At 45.0% G+C, this 18887-nt stretch carries 11 protein-coding genes and 1 pseudogene; 7 read left to right on the forward strand and 5 right to left on the reverse strand.

Features of this window, described 5'->3' with window-relative positions; translation table 11 throughout:
- Window positions 1-162: 162 nt before the first annotated feature.
- Window positions 163-2385, forward strand: a complete 2223-nt coding sequence (locus BGL89_RS14590) for a GumC family protein (RefSeq protein WP_286826313.1) — start codon at window positions 163-165, stop codon at window positions 2383-2385.
- 6 nt (window positions 2386-2391) lie between these two features.
- Here the strand turns inward: BGL89_RS14590 and BGL89_RS14595 are convergent, their stop codons facing one another.
- Window positions 2392-3840 (reverse strand): family 10 glycosylhydrolase, encoded by a 1449-nt coding sequence (locus BGL89_RS14595; protein ID WP_286826314.1) that lies wholly within the window; start codon window positions 3838-3840, stop codon window positions 2392-2394.
- 346 nt (window positions 3841-4186) lie between these two features.
- On the opposite strand from BGL89_RS14595, the gene BGL89_RS14600 reads away from it, so the two are divergent.
- Window positions 4187-4942, forward strand: coding sequence for a cobalt-precorrin-6A reductase (locus BGL89_RS14600; protein ID WP_286826315.1), 756 nt, complete (start codon window positions 4187-4189; stop codon window positions 4940-4942).
- A 325-nt stretch (window positions 4943-5267) separates the two neighbouring features.
- Here the strand turns inward: BGL89_RS14600 and BGL89_RS14605 are convergent, their stop codons facing one another.
- The gene (locus BGL89_RS14605; protein ID WP_286826316.1) at window positions 5268-6455 is read right to left on the reverse strand and encodes a TRC40/GET3/ArsA family transport-energizing ATPase; all 1188 of its coding nucleotides are present in this window, start codon (window positions 6453-6455) and stop codon (window positions 5268-5270) included.
- Between the two features lie 74 nt (window positions 6456-6529).
- On the reverse strand, window positions 6530-6949 hold the full coding sequence (gene panD / locus BGL89_RS14610; RefSeq protein WP_052277873.1) for an aspartate 1-decarboxylase: 420 nt from the start codon (window positions 6947-6949) through the stop codon (window positions 6530-6532).
- A 37-nt stretch (window positions 6950-6986) separates the two neighbouring features.
- Here panD and BGL89_RS14615 point away from each other — a divergent pair, with 37 nt between their 5' ends.
- The gene (locus BGL89_RS14615) at window positions 6987-7814 is read left to right on the forward strand and encodes a DUF3598 family protein (protein WP_286826322.1); all 828 of its coding nucleotides are present in this window, start codon (window positions 6987-6989) and stop codon (window positions 7812-7814) included.
- Between the two features lie 868 nt (window positions 7815-8682).
- Here the strand turns inward: BGL89_RS14615 and BGL89_RS14620 are convergent.
- Complete coding sequence (locus tag BGL89_RS14620; protein WP_286826317.1) at window positions 8683-9465, reverse strand: aldolase/citrate lyase family protein; 783 nt, start codon at window positions 9463-9465, stop codon at window positions 8683-8685.
- A 220-nt stretch (window positions 9466-9685) separates the two neighbouring features.
- Between BGL89_RS14620 and aspS the strand changes: the two genes are divergently transcribed.
- Entirely contained in the window at window positions 9686-11473 is a 1788-nt protein-coding gene (aspS, locus tag BGL89_RS14625; RefSeq protein ID WP_286826318.1) for an aspartate--tRNA ligase, read from the forward strand.
- 295 nt (window positions 11474-11768) lie between these two features.
- Here aspS and BGL89_RS14630 read toward each other — a convergent pair.
- Window positions 11769-12907 (reverse strand): annotated as a pseudogene (locus BGL89_RS14630) (SUMF1/EgtB/PvdO family nonheme iron enzyme); the annotation flags it as partial.
- Between the two features lie 277 nt (window positions 12908-13184).
- On the opposite strand from BGL89_RS14630, the gene BGL89_RS14635 reads away from it, so the two are divergent.
- Genes BGL89_RS14635 through BGL89_RS14645 form a run of 3 tightly spaced genes read left to right on the forward strand, consistent with a single transcriptional unit; the run spans window position 13185 to window position 18799 of the window.
- Complete coding sequence (locus BGL89_RS14635; protein ID WP_286826319.1) at window positions 13185-14636, forward strand: efflux RND transporter periplasmic adaptor subunit; 1452 nt, start codon at window positions 13185-13187, stop codon at window positions 14634-14636.
- Window positions 14637-14689: 53 nt separating this feature from the next.
- On the forward strand, window positions 14690-17755 hold the full coding sequence (locus BGL89_RS14640) for an efflux RND transporter permease subunit (RefSeq protein WP_286826320.1): 3066 nt from the start codon (window positions 14690-14692) through the stop codon (window positions 17753-17755).
- A 51-nt stretch (window positions 17756-17806) separates the two neighbouring features.
- Window positions 17807-18799, forward strand: coding sequence for an aldo/keto reductase (locus tag BGL89_RS14645; protein ID WP_286826321.1), 993 nt, complete (start codon window positions 17807-17809; stop codon window positions 18797-18799).
- Window positions 18800-18887 lie beyond the last annotated feature (88 nt).

Below are 18887 nucleotides of genomic sequence, written 5' to 3' on the forward strand. Positions count from 1 at the left end.
AGGTGCGGAACCCCGCAAGGGAAAGAAGCAGAAACCTAAATCGTGAGGTTTGGGAATCACCGTCCGTTTACGGCGGTGAGGATGTCAAAAGCTAGGATTTCAAGGGCGAGAATCACTCTTGACCGCTAAAATGTAAAGAATCTGGGAATATATTAAAAAGCTATGGCTCTACCAATTGTTAAACGATTTCTCATCTCGCTAGATCAGAACAAATTTGTGGGAATATTCGTCTTCCTCGTCTGTTTAGGCGGTTCTGTGATCTTTGCTCTCCTACCCGATCCTGAGAAACCCCCCACCTTTTATCGGGCGGTGGGACAATTGGCCTACCGGGTGCCGCCGCCGGCTTTTACCAGTACAGGAACCCAACTGCAAGAACAAGGGCGGGCTATTGACCGCGATTTACTGCTGTCTCCCCGGGTATTGGTCAATACAGCCCAAAAACTGCAATTTAATCAGGAACAGATCGTTAAAATTCGCGATCAAGATTTGAAAATCACCTTCCCCGGTGAAGCGGAGGGACAAAAAAATAATAGCAATCGGTCTACAGGAACCGACCAACCCCAAGAGATACTTTTAGAGTTAACAGCTGACTCCCAGTCCAAGGCGGAGTTAATTCTCGAAACCTTGATGAAGGAAATGGTGGAATACAGTCGCTGGCTGAATACTTCTCAGTTACGGGCCCGCATAGAAGCTCTCAGTGTCCGACTTAACGAAGTCCAAAAAGATTTAACCAGAGCCGAAGAAAAGTTTTATCGCTACATTAGTACCCAGGGGTCAGATTTATTGGCGATTCAAGATGGGAGTTTATTCACCGCGATCACCAGTAGTCAACAGCAACAGCGAGAAATTCGCCTAGAACTGCAAGGCATTCAAGGACAGATTAATAGTCTGAGTAAACAACTCGATTTAACCCCCGATCAAGCTTACACCTCCTCGGCCCTTAGTGCCGACCCGATTATTGCCAGTATCCGAGCGCAGATATTGGGTACGGAAGCCCAATTGGAGCGACTACAGAAGGATTTACGTCCCGAACATCCCACCGTAGCTAAATTACGCAAAGAACAGCAAGTTAACGAATCTCTCTTACAAAAAAGAGCCGCCGAGGTGATCGGAAAAGATGGCATCCTGACCGATCTTCCCAGCAGTCGCATCCGTCAGCAAAGTAATCTCGATGCCACCCGTCAACAACTAGCGGCTCAATTAGTCACCCTGCAAACCCAGCGCGAGGGTTTAATGAAACAATTAGAATCCTTAGTGACTCAGGAACAGCAATTACGCTCCCAATACGAGAAATTCCCCGATAAACAGCTACAGCAAGCTCGTTTAACCCAAGCCGTCGCCTTTCAACGGGGTATCTACGAGAATATTCTCAATGCTCTGGTGGATGCTCAGGCTGCAGAAGCGGAAACCGTGGGTAGTCTCACCGTCGCCCAACCGCCAGTGGCTCAACCGATCGAACAGGTGTTTAACCGCAAGAATCGTACCTTGATTCTCTTGGTGGGTGCTGGTTTGGGAACTTTAGCCGGATTGGGTACGATTCTCCTGTTAGCAGTGATCGATGATCGCCTGCACAGTCCCCAAGAATTGCGGGAAGCTTTGGTTAGTCGGGATATACTACTCTTAGGACAATTGCCCATTGTCCGGAATTTAGAGGGCGAGGAAATCGAGCCGATTCTCGCCGATGCTAATGCCAATTATCTCCCCTACTACGAACGTTTACGCAGTACCCTGCGACTTGTGGGCGGCGGCGAAACGGCGAAAGTGGTCATTGTCACCAGTATTACTGGCGGAGAGGGGAAAACTGCCACTGCCTATAATCTGGCGATCGCTGCGTCTTTAGCGGGCCGACGGACTCTGTTAGTCGAAGGAGATCTGAGAAGTCCCTCTAAGGCCGAAGAAATCGGAGTCACTCCCGATCCCAATTCTTTCCGAGAACCCCTACTTTACTACGGGGCAAAAAGTAAATCGATCCGGCTGGCCCCAAATATAGAAAACCTTTCCATTTTGCCTAGTCCCGGTCCGCAAAAACAAGCGGCAGCTATCATTGAATCGAGCGAATTACAATTAATTCTCAAAGATTCTCGCGGCCGTTTCGATCTGGTGATTGTGGATACTCCTTCTCTGTCTAGCTGTAATGATGCGCTGCTCTTAGAAGAACTAGCGGACGGGATTATTCTGGTAACGCGCCAGGCGATAACTCGTTCTAGTCTCTTGAGTGAAGCAACTGACCAGTTAACAGAAGCGGAAGTGAAAATTTTAGGGGCGGTGATTAACTACGTCGATATTACGCCGACTCTCAACACCGCCGAACCAGAACTGCCGCCTTTGATAGTTCCCCCACTACAGGAAAAAACAGAGACAGAGGAAGTGAAAGTGGAAGTGTAAATGCGGTTACTTATGACAAAATCTTCTGGCTCGATCGAATTGTGGTTCTTGCCAAGAAAAAGCAAAATGACTGATACTATCTATGCTGGGAAAAGCTAGGCGAATCGCTTCCATTTGCACTTCTAAGGAGGGACGATTGTTATAGGGTTGTCCCCATAAACCCGCTAAAGCTGGGATAACAGGAGTTTGATTTCCCCTGCTTGCCACTACTCTTTTGATCTGATTAACCACACAGGTAGTATCGTTACAATTAGCGTAGGACATGGGATGCCATTCTAGGGAAGCGGGAAAACTATCCCAAGCTTGTAACCGGGAATCAAAACCTTGATTACCCACAAGACGATTTCCATCAGGAAAAAACACTGCCCCGGCGGGAATTCCCTGACGTTCCACTAGGGCGGAAAAATAACTAATATAATCAATTACACCCTGGGCAGCATGGGCAACCGCTAGGAACCAAAGTTCTAATTTCAGGCGATCAAAACGACTTTTAACTGATTGTTTCATCTCCTCTTCTAAGGGGATTCTACCCTGCCAAAGAGGGGCGGTTTCTTGGGGATAAAGGCGATCGGCTTCGACGATATCATGGGGGGAAATTTTGCCGCGAGTCAGATAGCGATCGATTAAAAATTTGCCCTTATTATTCAATCCTCGATTAATTAAAGCTTGTCGGGATGCCGGACTAAAAATCCATAAATCTTGGACATTATCAGCCACGGAATCGACTCCTGTTCCTCTGGGATAGCGAATATAATCAAATAAAACTCCATCGGGACGACGTTGTAAAATGGCTTCTAGGAGAATTAAATAATCCTGTCGCGCTTGATTACTGTAGGGATCGACAAAAGTTTGGGATCGATCATCGACAAAAGAGGTGCTATCCTGTCCTTTACCATTGCGTGCTAACACCTCCTGTCGCTCGGGTTTTAAGCTATAAGCATAGCCAAAATTGAGGCTAAATAACCAAGCATAAACCTTTAAACCGCGTTTATGTCCCTGTTCGATCGCCTGTGCTAATAAATCCACATTTCCCGCACCCGGATTTTTAATCACGCTATCCCAAACGGTGGGATTATTGTTAGGAGGTAATAAGACTTGACCATCGGCAAAAACTTCCAGATAAACTGTATTATAACCTTTGGCCACGATGCGATCGAGGATACTTTCCATCGATCCGGGACGGGTATCACAGGAGTAGAGACGTAACCAGATCGCTTGTTCCTGTAACCAGTGTCGGGAACGACAAAAGCGCAATTGTTCAGCATATTTCTGCAATAAAATGTTATATTCTTGGGGGGAAGTTTGACGCAGATTTTCTTGTTGTTTGATTTCCGATTCGGACAGTTGACAGTTATTATTGACCGCGAGGCTAGGGTTAATCCCTAGAGGACTACTCCAGAGGATTATAGCGAGGAAACAGGATAGTGATCGCAGATAATTGACTTTCTTTAACATAGTTGTTCACGGCAAAAGTAGCAAAGGAGAAATTTTCTTAGTTTGCTATTTTTTTAGAGCAGTTATCTTAATGGTGAGGTATAAGGTTTTCGGGTTGGGGATAGGAGAGACAGGAGACGATTCCCAGTCAGATTATACTTCACCTTTATCGAAAATTTGGGTTGAAAACCCCGGCAAAATTTTGCCACCAACCAACCCAATCAACCGAGCAGATGTTTCGATTCAACTAATTTCTAAGCGCCAGTAGAGAGTTTCTTCAGGCGAGAAGCTAACCCCGTCAAATCTCCTTCCTTTGCAAGGGAAGATAGGAAGATGGAAAATTAGTTAACCTTTTGGCAATTGCTAGATGACTAAAAATAAAAAAGTGCTGATTTTAGGGGGAACGGGGGAAGCGGCGGCATTAGCGGCTAAAATTGCGGCAATTCCGGGTATAGATGCCATCGCTTCTTTGGCCGGTCGCACGAGAGAACCGATTACTCTCACAACTCCTTCTCGCAGGGGGGGGTTTGGTGGTGCCACCGGGTTAGCCAATTATCTGCGTCAAGAACGCATTGATTGTTTAATTGATGCCACCCATCCCTTTGCCGCGCAAATTTCCTTTAATGCCGCTCAAGCCGCCTCGGATTGTGGTATTCCTCGATTAATCTTAAGTCGTCCAGCTTGGGAAAAAGTATCTGGAGATAATTGGATTGAAGTAGAAAACAATCAAGCAGCGGCGAATATTTTACCAGGGTTAGCGCTGCGGATATTTCTCACTATTGGTCGGCAAGAACTGGCAAGTTATGCACATTTAAAAAATATCTGGTTTTTGATGCGGATGATCGACCCACCGGCAGCGGATGCCATCGTACCGGTTGGAAAATTATTGTTGGCACGGGGGCCTTTTTCCTTACAGTCAGAGCGCTCTCTTTTGCAAGAATATAAGATTGGGGCGATCGTGAGTAAAAATAGCGGCGGTGATGCCACTTACGCCAAAATTATCGCCGCTAGAGAGTTGGGAATAATCGTGGTAATGATACAACGTCCACCTGTACCTGAAGGAGAAAAAGTGGCGGATGTTAAAAGTGTCCTGGCATGGTTAGAAAAAAGGTGGCTCTCTTGATTTTTCTGGAAAAATCATCAGTAAACCCTATCTAAATTACTCGTTAAGACTGCACCGAAGAAGGGAGCAGGGAGAGGAATTTTGAGCATTTGTACTAAAAATTCCCCTACGCAGTTATCAGTTATCAGTTATCAGTTATCAGTTATCAGTTATCAGTTATCAGTTATCAGTTATCAGTTATCAGTTATCAGTTATCAGTTATATCAGATGTAAGTTTTTAAGTGTGCAGTATTAAATAGCAGTTTCCTACTGTCTTTTTACTGTTTACTGTTCACTGATTACTGTTTACTGATCACTGAAAAGCTTCCCACCTACTCTAAGAAAATTACACTTTCACCACGTTGCTAAAACGGATTTTCAGGTAATCATCTTCCATTTTTGCTCCAGAAGGTTTCAGGGCTGCTAAAGCTTGGGGCAAGACTAAATTACGACGGTGATTACCAATGCGAATATTTAACTCGTCTCCAGTTTTATTTAGTTGTATTTGTTCCTTGGGTATGCCGGGTAAATATAATTCCAGACTGTAATTATTTTCCTGTTGAACTACCCGAATGGTGTTTTCCTGGTAATAAACCTTAGTCGGATCTTCCTCGGCAAAAAGAGTTTCTTTCAGTCTTTCCAAAGCGGGTAAACCACACATTTCTTCGGAGTAGAGAGGAACTTCCTTAACCGGTAAAGGATGAAAATTATCGTAAATTTCCTGTTTATAAACCTGTTGATTTTCTTTCCAACGGGCAAAGAAAGGATCGGTTACTTTGTCGGGAATAATCCGATTGGCAATAATCAAATCGGTGGAAACATTATAGAGACTTAGATAGGCATGGGCGCGTAAAGACTCCTTAATCACCATTTTTTCGGGGTTTGTCACCAAACGTACCGAGGTTTGAGTATTATCGGTCAAAACCTTTTCTAAAGCCTCGATCTGCTCATAAAACTCGTAGGGAGCGTCCATAACTTCCTTGTCCGGTAGGGAAAAACCGGCGATCGGTCGAAATAAAGGTTCTACCAGTGGTCGCAATGCCATCGACATTCCCTGTAACGGTTTGTAAAATCTTCTCATGTACCAACCGCCCACTTCTGGCAAACTCAGCAATCGTAAGGCTGTACCCGTGGGTGCGGAATCGATAATCAACACATCATAAGTACCCTCATCGTAGTGGCGCTTCATGCGAACTAAGCCGAAAATCTCATCCATTCCGGGTAAAATCGCTAATTCTTCTGCTTGCACTCCATCTAAACCCCTAGCTTGCAATACCTGGGTAATGTAACGTTTTACTGCGCCCCAGTTGCCTTCTAACTCCATTAGTGCATCTAATTCTGCCCCCCAAAGATGGGGGCGTACCAAACGAGGATCGTGACCTAATTCGAGATCGAAACTGTCAGCGAGAGAGTGAGCGGGATCGGTGCTGAGAACTAGGGTTTTATAGCCAAGTTCGGCGCAGCGGAGTCCTGTAGCGGCGGCGACGGAGGTTTTACCCACGCCTCCTTTACCGGTCATGAGAATTACACGCATGGGGGCTGATTCTAAGAAAGTTTACATTACTTATTCTCATTATGACGGGAAAGTTAACAAATTTAGGACAAGAATCAGCATTCTTGGCTATAAAATTCCACTCCCCGACCATCACCCCGGGGAATTAGGCTCTGTTCAAAAAATTGCTGACAGCGATTTTCAGCATCAGCGACGAGAACTTTGGCAAAATGACCGTTTTCGAGAACTTCTTGCCTCGGACGTTGTTCGTAGGCATAGATAATCAAAATATCTCCGGGTTGACAGAGCAGAGCCGCACCACCGTTGGGGCAGATTTCCCCAGTTTGGCCCGGAAAAACGTAGGTGGAAAAGCGCTTACCATTGCTAAGATTGACCACATCCACTTCTTCAAGGGGCAAAATACCGACCCGCTCAATCAATTCTCGATCGATAGTGATACTGCCGACATAATCGACGTTAGCCTCGCTGACGCGCACTCGATGGAGTTTGGCGTGCATTAATCGAATTGTTCCCATGTATTTTGTCCTATTTACCCCAATTACTTCAATTATTATGCTCTCCCAGTGGGAATGTTTACTAAAAAATCTCGGTCAATGGCAAGGTTCTTTTACCCGTCTGTCTCCCCAAGGCGATCTGATCGAAGATACCCCAACTTTGGTATCTTTGCAAGGCATTAATAATAATCGCTCAATGCGTCAATTGGTCCGCCGTTTCTACAGCGATCAAGTGCCGGAAGATTTGATTTTAGAGTATGGTTCTCTCAATCAGGGTATTCTGTTTAGCCAGACGGGGGCCTTTTGCCAAGGTTCTCTATATTTTAGTAGTTTTTCCTCACAATTTGGCGCAGAATTTGGGTTAATCTCTGGGGAAAGACGATTAAGAATCGTACAGTTATTTAATGAACGCTGTGAGTTCGATCGCTTGACTTTAATTCGAGAAAAGTTAGTTGATTCTAGCTCCCCAGAAAGACCGATGTTAACGGTGGATCAATTACTGGGTCAATGGCGGGGACAAGCGGTGACAACGGGACGAGATTTTTATAATTCTCCTGCCTATTCTACCCATCTCTTGATCGAGCGTCAGGGGGATAATTATCTCTCGCAAACTTTGACTTTTGGTGATAATCAAATTACTTCTAGCGCTCGTATTGAGGGACAAAGATTGTTGTTTGAAAATAGTCCGCTGCCGGTGCAAATCCTGCTACTGCCGGATGGTTCTTCCTGTAATACCCCTCTGAAAATTACTGCCGGTCATCCTTTTGTTTTAGAGGTGGGTTGGTTACTTTCTCCTACTCAAAGACAGCGCTTAATTCGTTCTTATAACGAGAAGGGAGAATGGACAGGTATTACTCTGGTGACAGAGGAAAAAGAAAGCTATTAGCCGTCAGCCATCAGCTAGATTGATAATAAAAAGGAAATTCACTAATTACACTGAAAAATATAGCGTTTCTGATCAAGATGAATTATAACTGGATTTGGCATCTTCTCCTTGCTCGGAGACTTGCCAAAACGACAACTTTGTACTTCACCAATAAGATAACTGCTCGAAGAAGCTAAATGCTAAGGGTTACTTTACATAAGTAAAATTTATCAAAATCCCAATATACTTGAGAAGATTTAAATTTACATTCCTTCATCTTTACTTTTCTTAAAAAATAATTGAGAAAAATTCCTATTTGTCAACGAGATTGCAATAGTTACAGCCTGCTGCTAAAATCTAAGAATTGGATTACTCTGTGCGTTTTTAAGCTTTGTGCCTTGAAACCCTTGCCACGTCTAGGATTACTAATTCGTCCCTGGGAAAAACTTGCCAATTGATCCTTTGTCGAAAAAGATCTTTTGTCAAAAATATGTGTACTTATGTTAAAACGAAAAAGTTTTTTTGACAAAATAGACCAGATGTGCTGCGAGAAAAGTATCCAGATTAGCTACTGGGGATGGGAAACTGTTAACTATCTAGGGTTTGCAGCAAAAAGTTGGTTGGTGGGGGCGGGGGTGTGGAAGGAACCACAGAGACACAGAGGACACAAAGATTGATCGCTTCTATAGTAAGTTAAACTGATCACACCAAGAATAAGAGAGCCAATTTCGCCCCGATCGATCCAATCCCTGGCACTTTTTGGAAACCAAAAAGCCTAAAAATCTGATCCAACAAGGTTTTTAGATTTATCCAGCCGGACTTACCTTTTATTTGTCAGATTGATTGGATATGCCTAGGTTTTGCACGATCGATCGAAGGACCAATATCTTTAACCAAAAAGTAAATTATGCAAGATTTCTAAACGCTGGGCATCTTCACGAACAATAGCACCATAATAATTTTTTTTATTCTCTAGCCAGAGTAATTCAAACTCGATCGCCTTTTGGAAAGCTAAAGTAAAATTATCCAAAGCTTGGGGACAATCAAAGATAACTTTGCGCGTCTCGAAGCGGTCAAAATGTCCTTGGCAGAACATTTTGAAAAACGGTAAAGAATGCAGTGACACCCCACCCCCAATGGCAACAGTCAAACCGGCAGCCTTAGCTTTTTTTGCCAAAGGTAAAGCCAGAGCCAAAATTTGCTCGCTATTGACATCCTGGCGAGTTAATCCCAAAGAACAGGCTAAATCCATCCGTCCGATCACGATACCATGGAGAGATTTTATCTCTGGAATCGCCAACATTTCCTGAAAATTCTCGCAGGCAGTAATCGTTTCGATATTAACTAATAACTCCACATCTTCCACCCGTTGATCAGCTAAAACCCTCCTAGCTGCCCGCAGATATTTTTGTAAAGCGTAGGCTGTTTCTACCATGGGAGCAATCAAGCGATCGACTCCTAAATTAACCGCATCAAATATATCTCTGATCGCTTCGCAACCGGCGATTTTCAGATTAAAATCTACCCCCGCTTTCAGACTAATTTCTTTCAACCGCATCGCTTCCGTCAGTCGGGTTCCTTCCGTCTCGAATTCCGCTTTTACCCCTGAAACATGGTGATCTTCCCTGAGTTCTCTTAACAGTTGCACCATTTTTTTTTCTAAGGAATTCATGATTTTAATCGTTCAAAATCGCTAACTGCTAGAGGAGCCTTGTTGATTATAGCTGATCGGCGAAAAGCTGATAGCTGAGGACGAGGAGACCATAAAAATACCCTAAACAAAGGGACAAGAGTGACAAAATACCGGCATAATGAGCAAGGCCGTCTGATTTTTTTCTGGCCACATCCTTTCTATACTACATTCGTAATATAAGTAATTCTCTAGTTAGACTATGCGAACTCACTACTGTGGCGACCTTAGCGCGATCGAAATTGAAAAAAGTGTCACCCTCTTCGGTTGGGTCGATCGTCGTCGCGATCACGGTGGCGTTATTTTTATCGATCTGCGGGATCGCAGTGGTATTGTCCAGATCGTCAGTGATCCCCAACGAACCCCCGCTTCCTACCCCATCGCTGAAACCGTCAGAAACGAGTATGTCATCAAGGTGACGGGAACAGTCAGTCAAAGGCCTACCGAATCCCTTAACCCGCGCATTGCCACCGGAGAAATCGAAATTTACGCCACTAGCATCGAGATTCTCAATGGGGTTACTAAACAACTGCCTTTTGTCGTCTCTAGTTCCGAAAGTGAATCGGTACGAGAAGATGTGCGCTTGCGATACCGCTATCTAGACCTACGCCGGGAGCGTATGAGTCAGAATTTACAACTACGTCACCAAGTTGTCAAGGAAATGCGCCGTTTTCTCGAAGATGAACAGCATTTTATTGAAGTGGAAACGCCAATTTTAACTCGATCGACTCCCGAAGGGGCGCGGGATTATCTAGTTCCTTCCCGTGTCAACCCGGGCCAATGGTACGCTTTACCCCAATCACCGCAACTATTTAAGCAATTATTAATGGTGTCGGGAATGGATCGCTACTATCAAATCGCCCGCTGTTTCCGCGATGAAGATCTGCGCGCTGATCGTCAACCGGAATTTACTCAGTTGGACATGGAGATGAGTTTTCTCTCTTTACCTGAGATTTTAGCCCTGAATGAGGCTTTAATAGCTCATATCTTCAAAAAAGTCAAAAATATCGCTATAAGCCTACCCCTGCCCCGTTTAACCTATGCTGAGGCTATGGATCGCTATGGGATCGATCGCCCCGATACCCGTTTTGGCTTGGAATTGGTCAATGTGGCGGAGATTTTTGCCGATTCGGGATTTAAGGTGTTTTCAGGTGCGATCGCTAGTGGTGGGACGGTGAAAGTTTTACCGATTCCCAACGGTAACGAGGCGATTTCTAACGTCAGAATCAAACCGGGTGGGGATTTATTCAAAGAAGCCACCGACGCGGGTGCGAAGGGAATTGCCTACATCCGTGTGCGCGAAGACTACGATTTTGATACCATTGGTGCTATTAAAGATAACCTGACAGAGGCACAAAAACAGGCTTTAATCGAGAAGACTGGCGCAAAACCGGGGCATCTGCTCTTATTTGGGGCAGGAGATACCGATACAGTCAATAAATCCCTATCCCGCCTACGCTTAGTTTTAGGGGAACAATTGGGATTAATTGATCCTGAGAAAATCAACCTCCTCTGGGTGACGGATTTCCCGATGTTTGAATACAACACCGAGGAAAAACGCCTGGAAGCATTGCATCACCCCTTTACTGCCCCTAATCCCGAAGATTTAGACGATCTAGCCCACGCTCGCGCCCTAGCCTACGATATGATTTTTAATGGTATTGAAATCGGTGGCGGCAGTTTGCGGATCTATCAACGGGAAGTACAGGAAAAAGTCTTCGCTACCATCGGTCTATCCCGAGAGGAAGCCTATAATAAATTCGGCTTTTTGTTAGAAGCTTTTGAATACGGAACCCCTCCCCACGGTGGCATCGCCTACGGTTTAGATCGCTTGGTGATGTTGTTAGCAGGAGAAGAATCGATTCGCGATGTGATTGCTTTCCCGAAAACCCAGCAAGCTAGTTGTTTACTCACTTCTGCACCTTCGACAGTGGCAGCGAAGCAATTAAAGGAATTATCCGTTGCTTCTACCTACAAACCGCCATCCTAAGATTAAGGTGGGCAATGCCCACCTAATTTTTCAAAGTCTGCTGACACTAAGTTAAATTCTTTTCGTCCCTCACTTCATCCTCTTTGGCAGTGGCTAAAAATTCCTAGAGTTTAGTTTTGGGAACTAGGGGAAAAGTGCAGGGTAAGCGCATCTTAACAATCCTTGACAATTGTTAAGCAAAAATCGACCAAATGGGTCGAGTTCGCCCCTACAAAATCGACCCGCCTAAGGGCGGGAAAGAAAAGAAAAAAGAAAAAATAGGGAATGAGGGTAAAAGGGGAAAAAGGAAAAAGGGTTAGAGAGTTCTCCCGAAAACGCAGGCTACCCGAAAACCGTAATTGTTGATGCGGTTGACGCGGCGGAAGTAGTAGTCGTAGCGAATCGCGGAACGGCAGTAAGTAGGATTGTAGCCCCAGGAACCGCCCCGCAGAGGAGAACGATTATCATTACCATTTTCTATCCAGACACTGCCATCCGTCGGCGCACCGTCATAGTTATCGTGCCAAGTATCGGCGCACCACTCCCGGACATTGCCGTGCATATCGTACAGTCCAAAGGCGTTTGGGGGAAATTGTCCCACGGGAGTTGTTTCGTTTCGATATTCTCCGTTCGGTTCATCGGCGTAGGTATTACTGGCATTGTAGTTAGCCAATTCCCCCGTAATGGTTTCCCCAAAGTAAAACGGGGTGGTGGTTCCAGCACGACAAGCGTATTCCCATTCCGCTTCACTCGGTAGTCGGTATTCCCGAACCGTTAGTTTTGATAATCTCGCACAGAACTCGAGGCTGGCTTGAAATCAAGGTCTTGTTTAACTTTTAAATCCGTGCGAGAGGCGATCGCTTGCCACTGAGCTTGGGTGATGGGATATTTACCCATGAAGAAAGGTTGAATCGTTACTTTGTGTTGGGATCTTTCCCTTCTAAATCCTTCCCAATTAAATTTTTTAACCAGTCTTTCGATTTCCTCATCTTCTGTTCCCATCAGGAAAGTTCCCCCCGGAATGGCGACCATTTCTAAGGTGATGCCTTTGCCCAGATCTTCCCTGAAATATTGGGACTGTTTCGACTCTTTTCTAATTTGCTCACCCTTCGCATTTACTCCCACCACCTCAAAGTTAAATACTGATAACAGTTGTTTTGGCTCTTCCGGTTCAAGCTTGAACTGATAGCCAATTGCTCTTTCTAGTTGCTCAAATCCGTCTTCTTCCCAATAATCAAGCCGGTGAATATCTCGCAGATTCAAGCTAACTTCTGCAAGTCGCAGATCAGGAATTTCGCATTCTTCTAACCTCATGGGAATAAAAAAAATTGTCCCCGGTAGCATCTCTCCCAAGGTATCAAGTGCAATCCTCAACTCCCGTTGGATGTATCCCTGTTTATTAGCCGATTTCGCTGACAGACAGGCGAGAAAAATCTGACTAGCTTTTAACTTTTTCTTATGACCACAAGTAGGGGAGAGCCAGATTAACTGGCATAAAATCTCTAAATAAACCATTTAATTGATTATTACTCATTCTTAATTCTCCTGTCTCGGAGTCTCCTGTCTCGGAGTCTCCTGACTACTGCCTACTGAATCCTCACCAAACACGACAATTTTGGATTTTTAGAGCAAGTCCACTTTCTCACTTTCCCCACCCGTGACCTTTTTCCGTTAGATTATAAATGGATACAAAACTTAACATTTTATCCAGAATCTACCGAGAGGGCAGACCGTGCGGCCAGATACCCTAGAAAATAACCAGCATTCAGCCGATAATTCGCTAGTTCCCGAAGAAATCGCATTTAATCCCGAAATTGAGCCAGAGGAACCCGAATACTCGCCAAAACCGACAAAAACCAACTCTTGGCTATCGGGAGGACGGGGTTTATTTATCGGTGTGGGATTAGGGGTTTTATTGACCCTAGGGGCGACTCGTTTCGCTAATCGACCCCAAACAGCCCAAAACCCCAATACTCAGCCCGTAGCGGCAAAAAATGAAGCACCAGCACAAACAGTAACCACCACTAGGGTAGAATTTACTCCCGTGGCCCGCACCTTGAAAGCGACTGGAAGCGTGGCAGCCTATGAATTAATCCCGATTCTTTCCCAAGCGACAGGACTACAAATCAAAGAAATCTTTGTGGATGAAGGGGATAGGGTCAGCCAAGGTCAAATTTTGGCTCGTCTCGATGATAGCGTCCTGCAAGCGCAATTAACCCAAGCACAGGCAAATGTCGCCCAATCCCGGGCGCGTTTGGCAGAATTGCAAGCGGGTAGCCGTAAAGAGGAGATCGCTGGAGCTAAACAAACTATTCAACGCATAAAAGCCGAAATTAGTCAAGCTCAATCGGATTGGGATTTGGCCAAAAAACGCGTCCAGAGAAACCAAAGTTTAGAAGCGGAAGGAGCGATCGCCCGGGATCGTCTCGATGAGGTCCTCAACGAAGAAAGAAACCAAGCGGCGATCGTACAACAGACCCAATCCCGTTTAGGAGAAGCAGAGCAGCAACTGGCACAATTGCAAGCGGGTAATCGTCCCGAAGTGATCGCCCAAGCTACAGCCCAATTAGCGGAAGCTCAAAGCCGTTTAGCCATAGTTAAAGCCCAATTAAACGAGACGCGCCTGATTTCCCCGGTCAGTGGCAAAATTGCCGAAAGAAATGGCCGCATCGGGGACACCACCAACGGTCAAAATGCTCTCTTTAAAATCATCGAAAATGGGCGTTTAGAGCTAAGATTACGGGTTCCTGAGAATCAATTGCCCTTAATCCGCGTCGGAGCGCCCGTTACTATCACTTCCGATGCTAATACCAGTCTGAAACTATCGGGACAGGTGCGCGAAATTAATCCCATCGTCGATGAGGCATCCCGTCAAGCAACAGTGGAAGTCGATTTAACCGACAATACAGGATTAAAACCGGGGATGTTTTTACGAGGTGCGATCGTAACGAATACTAGCAATAGTTTAACCGTCCCCATGACCGCGGTTTTACCCCAAAAAGATAATCAAGCTCTAGTTTATTTAGTTCAACCTGATAACACCGTCACCGCCAAAACTGTGCAATTAGGTCAAATTATGCCGAATAATCGCGTGGAAATTCTCACCGGTTTACAAGCGGGCGATCGCATTGTGGCCAAAGGGGCAGCCTATCTCGGTGATGGCGACAAAATTACAGTTAACTGATAACTGATAACTGATAACTGATAACTGATAACTGATAACTGATAACTGAAATTATGGCTTTTAATATTTCTAATTGGTCTATCAAAAATCCCATTCCGACGATCCTGATCTCCCTGGTTATGGCCTTAATGGGATATATTGCCTTTCTAGGATTAGGGATCGATCGCTCTCCTAATATTGACATTCCGGCCGTGATTATCACCGTTAATCAAGCCGGCGCCGGTCCAGAGGAATTGGAAACTCAAGTCACCAAAAAAGTCGAGGATGCGGTGGCTGCTTTGGGTAATATCGATCAAATTACTTCTACCGTCAACGAAGGCAGCAGCAGCACCACCGTTAACTTTATCCTTGGCACTAACAGCGATCGCGCTACCAATGATGTGCGGAATGCCATAGCGCAAATTCGACAGGATTTACCCCAAGATGCTAATGATCCAATTGTCCAACGTTTAGAATTTGCCGGGGGTGCAGTGATGAACTATACCATCTCCTCCCCGAAAAGATCGATCGCCGAATTAAGTGATCTAGTCGATCGTCAAATTGGCCGCGCTTTAACAGGAGTGCCGGGAGTAGCGCGAGTCAATCGGATTGGGGGAGTCGATCGAGAAGTGCGTGTAGATTTAGATCCTGGTCGTCTGATCGCCTACGGTATCACGGCTACGGCGGTTAATGACCAAATTCGTAGTTTTAATATTAATTTACCCGGAGGGCGATCGGAAATCGCTGGCAGTGAACAAACTGTCCGCACCCTCGGCAGCGCTGAAACTATCGAAGATTTAAGAAATTATCAAATCTCTTTACCTAACGGTGATACCGTCCCCTTAAGCAATTTAGGGACAGTTAGCGATAGTTCCAGTGATCCTCGACAAATGGCCCTCTTAGATGGGCAGCCAGTGGTGGGTTTTTCGATTTTACGGGGGACCGGCAGCACTTTGGTCACGGTAGAAACAGCAGTGCGTCAAGAAATCGAGAATTTAAAGAAAAAACTGCCCGAAGATCTTAAATTTCAATTAATTTTTACCCGTGCTGACTCAATTCGTGCTAGTTACGAAAGCCTTCTGAGCGATCTGATCATCGGTTGTATTATGACGGTGATCACGGTGGGTCTATTTTTAGGCAATTGGCGCGCCACGATTATCACGGGTTTGGCCCTGCCTTTGTCGATTTTCCCGACTTTTTGGGTGATGCAGGCCCTAAATTATACCCTTAACGGCATGACCCTACTGGCCTTAGCTTTAGCTTTGGGTAATCTTGTCGATGATGCGGTGTGTATGGTGGAGGACATCGATCAACATTTAGCTATGGGTAAAAAACCCTTGCAAGCGGCCTTTGATGCCTCAAAAGAGATTGGATTAGCCGTTTTAGCCAGTGCGGCGGCAATTATAGCGGTATTCCTGCCTGTTGCTTTTATGGGCGGTGTGCCGGGCCAATTCTTTCAACCTTTCGGCGTTACTGTGGCGGTTTCTACCCTATTTTCCAGTTTGATCGCTGTCACCGTCACCCCGATGTTAAGTGCCTATATTCTACAGCCGAAAAAGCTGAAAACCGGTGATAATAATCCCTCCTCGCGCCCGCGTTTTCGTCCCTACAAAAGTTTGTTAACTTGGGCCTTACGTCATCGAATCCTGACTTTATTGGCGGCTTTGGCCTTTTTTATCGGTAGTTTACAGTTAGTTCCCTTGATTCCAAAAGGGTTATTTAGTTCTGGGGATACCGGATTAAGTACGATCAGTCTAGAATTGCCTCCCGGTGCAACTTTGAATGATACTGTTGCCGTGGCTAATCAGGTGAATAGTTTACTGCAAAAAAATCCCGCCGTCGCTAATGTTTTGGCTATTCCGGGAGATTCGGGACGGGTAAATACCGGGTTAATATATGTTAATTTAGTTCCTAAGGAACAGCGATCGCTAACTCAACGGCAATTTGAGGAACAAACCCGCCGGGATTTCCAGAAGATACCAGGTGCTAGAGTGACTTTTCGGGCGCAGGGGGGAGCAGGAAGCACTAAAGATGTGGCTATAGTCCTTAAAAGTGAAAATGGCGATATTTTAACCCAAACTGCCCAAAAATTAGAGCGAGAAATGCGGGCATTACCCGGTTTTGTCGAGGTAAGTTCGGGGGTAAGTTTAGTTAAACCGGAGATCATTATTCAACCAGATCCCGTCCGGGCTGCCGATCAGGGAGTCTCGGTCAGAGCGATCGCCCGTACTGCATCTTTGGCTTTAATCGGGGATAATGAGTTTAATTTAGCTAAATTTAACCTTGCCGACCGACAAATTCCCATCCGGGTGAAAATTGCCAATGATGGACGCAGTGAGATAGAAACTCTGCAAAATTTGCGCGTTCCTAGCAGTAATGGGACGTTAGTACCGCTTAACTCGGTGGCGACAATTAGCTTAGGTAGTGGACCGGCGGAAATTCAACGCTTTAACCGTCAACGTCAGGTTAATATTGGAGCTAATTTAGAGGGAGTTTCTTTGGGAAGTGCAGTGACACAAATTCGCGCTTTACCAATCATGAAAAACTTACCCCCAGAGGTGACAGAAGAACCCTTTGGTGATGCTCGTATTATGCGCGATATCTTTGCTCGTTTTTTGGGAGCGTTAAGTTTAGCAATTATTTCTATCTATGGGATTCTGGTCTTGTTGTATAACAATTTTCTCTATCCCCTAGCGATTTTAACTTCCCTTCCTTTATCGATTGGTGGCACTTTAATTGCTCTTTTAATTACCCAAAAAGAGTTAGGTTTATACGCTTTAATTGGCATAGTTTTACTGATGGGATTAGTCACTAAAAATGCGATTCTGTTAGTAGATTTTGCCCTGAGTGGCATTGAGGCAGGGAAACCGCAATTTAAGGCGATGATTGATTCGGGAGTCTCTCGTTTACGACCAATTATTATGACCTCCGTTTCCACAATTGCCGGGATGTTACCGATTGCTTTAGCTTTGGGTGCAGACGGTGAAATTCGCGCACCGATGGCGATTGCCGTTATTGGTGGTTTTACCACTTCCACCCTATTAACTTTGGTGGTTGTGCCGGTAATCTTTACTTACATCGATAGTTTTTACTATTGGTTGCGGGGATTATTTGTTAAACAAAAACCTAAGTCGATTTAGTAGTAAAATATCTCTCTGAAAGCTTGAGAAAAAACCCAGAGAAACTGACCCATGAATCCCTTGACAGTCACACATCAAACTCTATCCCTTCCCCCCATGGGCTGCGGTACTTGGGCCTGGGGAAATCGTCTTCTCTGGGGTTACGATGAGAGTATGGATAGCCAGTTACAAGCGGTTTTTAATCTCTGCGTCGAGCGGGGTGTCACTCTATTTGATACGGGAGACTCCTACGGGACAGGCAAACTCAACGGACAGAGTGAGAAGCTATTAGGACGCTTTACAGGGGAATATAGCGGTTATAACGCTGATAATATCCGTATTGCCACCAAACTCGCCCCTTATCCTTGGCGTTTAACCCGTCATGCCATGGTGAAAGCTTGTCAAGCTTCGGCAACCAGATTAGGCCGCCCAGTGGATTTAGTGCAAATGCACTGGTCAACGGGCAATTATGCGCCATGGCAGGAGGGAGGATTATTAGACGGATTGGGGGATTGTCTGGAAAAGGGGTTAGTTAAAGGAGTCGGTTTATCCAATTTTGGACCGAAAAGATTGAAGTCTGCCTATCAAAAGTTTGCCAGTCGCGGCATTCCTATTGCCAGTTTACAGGTACAGTATTCTCTCCTTTCTACCTATCCTCTCACTGACTTAGGATTAAAGGAACTATGTGATCAATTGGGCATTAAAATTATTGCCTATAGTCCCTTAGCTTTGGGGTTATTAACGGGGAAATATCGAGATAATAAAAACTTACCCCCAGGATTACGTCGCTTCCTTTTTGGTCAATTAATTCCCGCTATTTCGCCTCTGATAAGTTGCCTAGAAGTTATCGCCCAAGCTAAAAATAAAACTATTAGCCAAGTTGCTTTAAATTGGTGTATCTGTAAGGGAACAATTCCTATCCCCGGAGCTAAAAATGTTCGGCAAGCTGAGGATAATTTAGGCGCTTTAGGATGGAGTTTAGACACAGGAGAAATAGCAGAATTAGATAAAGTTGCCGCAGGTTTAGATAAAAAAATGGTACAAAATATCTTTCAAACTAAGTAGGGTTTGCTGAATAAATCTAAAAACCTTGTTGGATAATATTTTTAGGCTTTTTTGAAATCAAAAAGTGCCTTAGCTAGGAGTGTTCGGG

This window comes from Microcystis sp. LSC13-02 (assembly GCA_002282935.1).
GTDB lineage: Bacteria > Cyanobacteriota > Cyanobacteriia > Cyanobacteriales > Microcystaceae > Microcystis.

Bases quoted from the DNA above. Each gene is read 5' to 3' on its own strand.
- BGL89_RS14640 (WP_286826320.1), top strand. From the start codon at position 14,690: ATGGCTTTTAATATTTCTAATTGGTCTATCAAAAATCCCATTCCGACG.
- BGL89_RS14620 (WP_286826317.1), bottom strand. From the start codon at position 9,465: ATGAATTCCTTAGAAAAAAAAATGGTGCAACTGTTAAGAGAACTCAGG.
- panD (WP_052277873.1), bottom strand. From the start codon at position 6,949: ATGGGAACAATTCGATTAATGCACGCCAAACTCCATCGAGTGCGCGTC.
- BGL89_RS14600 (WP_286826315.1), top strand. From the start codon at position 4,187: ATGACTAAAAATAAAAAAGTGCTGATTTTAGGGGGAACGGGGGAAGCG.
- aspS (WP_286826318.1), top strand. From the start codon at position 9,686: ATGCGAACTCACTACTGTGGCGACCTTAGCGCGATCGAAATTGAAAAA.
- BGL89_RS14615 (WP_286826322.1), top strand. From the start codon at position 6,987: ATGCTCTCCCAGTGGGAATGTTTACTAAAAAATCTCGGTCAATGGCAA.
- BGL89_RS14605 (WP_286826316.1), bottom strand. From the start codon at position 6,455: ATGCGTGTAATTCTCATGACCGGTAAAGGAGGCGTGGGTAAAACCTCC.
- BGL89_RS14645 (WP_286826321.1), top strand. From the start codon at position 17,807: ATGAATCCCTTGACAGTCACACATCAAACTCTATCCCTTCCCCCCATG.
- BGL89_RS14595 (WP_286826314.1), bottom strand. From the start codon at position 3,840: ATGTTAAAGAAAGTCAATTATCTGCGATCACTATCCTGTTTCCTCGCT.
- BGL89_RS14590 (WP_286826313.1), top strand. From the start codon at position 163: ATGGCTCTACCAATTGTTAAACGATTTCTCATCTCGCTAGATCAGAAC.